This window comes from Leptospira neocaledonica (assembly GCF_002812205.1).
GTDB lineage: Bacteria > Spirochaetota > Leptospiria > Leptospirales > Leptospiraceae > Leptospira_B > Leptospira_B neocaledonica.
On the sequence record NZ_NPEA01000032.1, the window covers coordinates 1 to 904 of the forward strand.

Sequence of the window (904 nt, forward strand, 5' to 3'; positions counted from 1 at the left end):
CCTTGGTCGTTATACGAAATTGGGCAAAGGACTTCCCTTAAATGTAGAAAAAGAAAATTGTATAATTTATTCGCCTTCTTAGTAATTTTCATAATATATAAGAGTATAGCCGGTTGACAGATATATCTGTATTGCAAACATATGGATAAATGATCAAATCTTTCGGAGATAAAGAGACTGAAAAGATCTTTCACCAAGAATTTTCAAAGAAAATACCTCCGGAAATACAAAGTAGGGCATTAATCAAACTTCTCATTTTGGAAAATGCTGAAAAAGAAGAGGATTTAAAGAGCCCTCCAGCTAATAGATTTGAACATTTAAAAGGGACCTTAAAGAATTATTGTTCTATCAGGATAAATGACCAGTGGAGAATTACATTCAAATTCTCTGAGGGAAATTGCTTTGACGTCTCTATAATTGATTATCATTGAGAGAGGATCTATTATGAAAACGAAAAGAATTCCTACACCAACAGTCTCTCAAATCCTTAGAGAGGAGTTTTTGGATCCGTTAGAAGTAACACCATATAGACTTGCAAAAGAACTACATGTTTCAACCTCTACAGTATTAGAGATTTTGCATGATAAGCGTAAAATCACAGTAGATATGTCTTTGAGATTAGCTAAATTTTTTGGAATGTCCGATAAGTTTTGGATAAATCTTCAGAATGATTTAGAAATAAGGAAACAGAAAGAAAAGCTAAAGCTCAAATTAGATAGTATTCAGACGCTCCAAAGAACCGGTTGAGTTCATTGCCCAACTTCGTATAACTTTCGGTGCTTCCGCTACGCTCAGGGATCGCTTCGCGACCCATTCGCTCGGGCTTCGCCACATTTGCTTCAGTCACTTCGTTTGCATGCGCAAACTCGCGCCATCGCAAACGTCGGAACACCTTGGTCGTTAG

At 36.6% G+C, this 904-nt stretch carries 2 protein-coding genes; both read left to right on the top strand.

All coding sequences use genetic code 11. From position 1 onward, the window contains the following. Nucleotides 1-149: 149 nt before the first annotated feature. Nucleotides 150-431: a type II toxin-antitoxin system RelE/ParE family toxin gene (locus CH365_RS19835; protein ID WP_100770277.1), complete on the top strand. Its 282-nt coding sequence runs from the start codon at nucleotides 150-152 to the stop codon at nucleotides 429-431. A gap of 13 nt (nucleotides 432-444) precedes the next feature. Then, nucleotides 445-747 (top strand): HigA family addiction module antitoxin, encoded by a 303-nt coding sequence (locus CH365_RS19840; RefSeq protein WP_100725302.1) that lies wholly within the window; start codon nucleotides 445-447, stop codon nucleotides 745-747. The last annotated feature ends 157 nt before the right edge of the window (nucleotides 748-904 follow it).

Excerpts from the sequence above, each read along its gene's own strand:
- CH365_RS19835 (WP_100770277.1), top strand. The coding sequence starts at position 150 with ATGATCAAATCTTTCGGAGATAAAGAGACTGAAAAGATCTTTCACCAA.
- CH365_RS19840 (WP_100725302.1), top strand. The coding sequence starts at position 445 with ATGAAAACGAAAAGAATTCCTACACCAACAGTCTCTCAAATCCTTAGA.